The organism is Pantoea sp. CTOTU50773 (genome assembly GCF_032082325.1).
Classification (GTDB): domain Bacteria; phylum Pseudomonadota; class Gammaproteobacteria; order Enterobacterales; family Enterobacteriaceae; genus Pantoea; species Pantoea communis.
Genome location: NZ_DAMDQC010000262.1, coordinates 1 through 2,620, shown reverse-complemented (window position 1 = coordinate 2,620; position 2,620 = coordinate 1). Strand labels below are relative to the sequence as shown.

Below are 2,620 nucleotides of genomic sequence, written 5' to 3'. Positions count from 1 at the left end.
GCCAGAATGGCGTCTGCGCCGGAGCTGTTCATTAACCATTCACGTTGCTGATCGGAGAAGAAAGGCGGTACCGGAATGCAAACCACACCGGCTTTCAGGCAAGCAAGATCCGCGATAATCCAGGCCGGAGTGTTGCCCAGCGCCAGCGCCAGTCGATGAACTTTCGCCTGTCTGAGTGTTTCAGCAAAAGCCGACACATCCTGATGAAAGTCAGCCCAGCTCCAGCTACGCTCGTTGCTGATCAGCGCAGTGGCAAATGGCTGTTGTCGGGCATGGAATTCGAGCGCATTAATGAGCATGCTGTACCTCCGGTATCCGGTGCCACGGGGAATCAGGTAAAACTTCTATCCACCCGTTGAGAATGTCGTTGTTTGCAAGCGCAAGCTGACCGCCAGCCAGCTCCCCGGCCATAATCTTGGGCGCATTTAGGTAATAACTGCCCCATTGCGCTTTTTCGCTTCCCAGCCGTTCGCCTTCAGCATCGGCGAGTACGACCGGATGCAAGTTCATTCGGCAGAAGGTGTTACGGATTTTTCGTGTGCCGGTAAACACAATGTGGCTGTACCCGTAATGGTTGAGTAACCTGCAGATGGCGGCATAAAACACACGCACTGCCAGACCATCCGTCGCGGCAAAATTACCGATTTCAACGATACTGCTGCGGAAAATTTGACCCTTAAAAATGTCACTCAGCATCCCTTCCGCAGGCCTGTCCAGATAACGCTCCAGATACATCATGCCTGCGGAGGCGGGTGCCATGCCGCACGCGGCGATCAGACATCCGCGCCCGTCTTCCAGGGTAAGAATATCGGGCAGCAGTGAGCTGAGTTCAGCACCATAACGGCGGAAATAGTGCTCACGAATAAAGTTGCCGGCGGTGGAGGATTCATTGCCACCTAAACGCCATATCAACTTACAGGGAAAATGGATGAGCATTTCAGGTCCCCTTTTTGATCAGTGACAAATCAACATGTTTGCCCAAATATTATTTATTTCTTGCCAGGTAAATATGGAGAATGCCCATGGCACCATGCGCATAAAAATAAAGTTCAACAAAGGTTGTCAAAAACTTGTGCCAGTGCATAAAAATGCGCGCCATCTCTGCCGTCACGCCGGTCATCCGCTGGGTTAAAAACCAGAGACCGCCTGAAAATGCAACCAGAAGCAGTGAAACCACGCCGAGACCTTGTATCGTGGCCGCGATCCCGCCTTGCGTAGCTTCGGGCAATCTGCGTTTTTTTAACAGTAATAAATCCTGTTTAATCCCTTTTAAATCAATAGTAAGCCACGCGAAGTACCAGCGAACTCCTCGTTGGGTGAGCATCCAGCACAAGAGCACAATACCGAGAAAAATCAGGGTAAATCCTGAAATAATATGAAACCACGTGATAAAAGCCTCGATGTTATTTTCACCCATCGCTTCACGTTCGGTTAAATTTGAATTAATAATCTGCGAAAGTATTAGCAACGCAATGGCAATGTGTAATCCGCGAAAAAAAGGGGCGTCATTGTGAGGAAGATGGCTCAATAATTTACTTTTCATTGTTTCACCAGGATTCAGGGGTAATGTGGCCATCTTCACCTGGAAATATTAAATCAACCTTAACAAAGGAAAGGCTATACACTATTTTTTAAATGAGAATGTGTTTCAATAAAGATAAGTGTTTTTTATTCACACATTGACGTTCATCTCTGATAGTTTAGATTTATCTAAACTATCAGAGATAGCGTGATGATGGCGAACAATCTGGACTTGCCGATGCAGGCAGCAAAAGCAGCACGTCTGCTCAAGACGTTAGCGCATACACAGCGTTTGATGATCTTATGCACGCTGATCAAAGCTCCCTTAACGGATGCGGGCGCGCTGAGTCGTATGACCGGCCTGAGTCCTTCAGCAACATCACAGCATCTACGAATCATGAAAACACAAGGTTTGATTGTTTCGTCCAAAACCTCACGTTTCAGGCACTACCGTCTGGCTGATCCTTCTGTGATTGCCGTGATGGAAGTGCTTCACCGACTGTATTGCCAGGAGAATGAGAATGAACACCCCGCTACTCACCCCGATTGAAGTCAAACAAAGGCTTAAGAACGGCGCGCGCCTGATAGATATACGTGGGCGTGATGAATGGGAGTATGAACACATACCGGAGGCATTGTCTGTTCCGATCGGTGAGATCGAGCCGGAAAAACCGCTCTCGTTGCGACAGAAGAGCGAAGATTGCATCATATTTCACTGCCAAACGGGTATGCGCACTGATGCAAACCAAGCCCAATGTGCCACATTAGGCGCGCCGGCAAAGATTTACCTGCTAAAGGGTGGGATGAATGCGTGGAAGTCGGCAGGCTATGCAACAGTAAAAGCGAAAGGAGGCGTGCTCCCCTTAATGCGGCAGGTGCAGATTGCCGCCGGTACATTAGTGTTAACCGGCGTCCTCGCCGGCGCTACGGTGTCTGAGTGGTGCTATCTTGTGTCCGGTATTGTCGGATGTGGACTCATTTTCGCTGGCATCACCGGCTGGTGTGGGATGGCGAAGGTATTAAGTCGACTGCCCTGGAATCGGACATAACGTTTTTCAAAGGGATTGCGTCTGTTTAATTCAAAATTGGCAACAAGCCA

At 49.1% G+C, this 2,620-nt stretch carries 5 protein-coding genes; 2 read left to right on the top strand and 3 right to left on the bottom strand.

Going from position 1 to position 2,620, the window contains the following annotated elements:
- The 3 genes from RT340_RS22505 to RT340_RS22495 form a co-directional block, all read right to left on the bottom strand.
- On the bottom strand, nt 1-299 hold a 299-nt coding region (locus RT340_RS22505), incomplete at its 3' end, for an AMP-binding protein (protein WP_313377861.1).
- A complete protein-coding gene (locus RT340_RS22500) occupies nt 289-936 on the bottom strand; it encodes a thermostable hemolysin (protein WP_097119735.1) in 648 nt (215 codons plus the stop codon). The genes RT340_RS22505 and RT340_RS22500, both read right to left, overlap by 11 nt.
- A gap of 49 nt (nt 937-985) precedes the next feature.
- Entirely contained in the window at nt 986-1,543 is a 558-nt protein-coding gene (locus RT340_RS22495; protein WP_211729784.1) for a cytochrome b/b6 domain-containing protein, read from the bottom strand.
- Between the two features lie 189 nt (nt 1,544-1,732).
- Here RT340_RS22495 and RT340_RS22490 point away from each other — a divergent pair, with 189 nt between their 5' ends.
- Nucleotides 1,733-2,071 (top strand): ArsR/SmtB family transcription factor, encoded by a 339-nt coding sequence (locus RT340_RS22490; protein ID WP_249221823.1) that lies wholly within the window; start codon nt 1,733-1,735, stop codon nt 2,069-2,071.
- Complete coding sequence (locus RT340_RS22485; protein WP_097119737.1) at nt 2,043-2,570, top strand: rhodanese family protein; 528 nt, start codon at nt 2,043-2,045, stop codon at nt 2,568-2,570. Before RT340_RS22490 ends, RT340_RS22485 begins: the two co-directional genes overlap by 29 nt.
- Nucleotides 2,571-2,620 lie beyond the last annotated feature (50 nt).

Excerpts from the sequence above, each read along its gene's own strand:
- RT340_RS22485 (WP_097119737.1), top strand. The coding sequence starts at position 2,043 with ATGAACACCCCGCTACTCACCCCGATTGAAGTCAAACAAAGGCTTAAG.
- RT340_RS22495 (WP_211729784.1), bottom strand. The coding sequence starts at position 1,543 with ATGAAAAGTAAATTATTGAGCCATCTTCCTCACAATGACGCCCCTTTT.
- RT340_RS22500 (WP_097119735.1), bottom strand. The coding sequence starts at position 936 with ATGCTCATCCATTTTCCCTGTAAGTTGATATGGCGTTTAGGTGGCAAT.
- RT340_RS22490 (WP_249221823.1), top strand. The coding sequence starts at position 1,733 with ATGATGGCGAACAATCTGGACTTGCCGATGCAGGCAGCAAAAGCAGCA.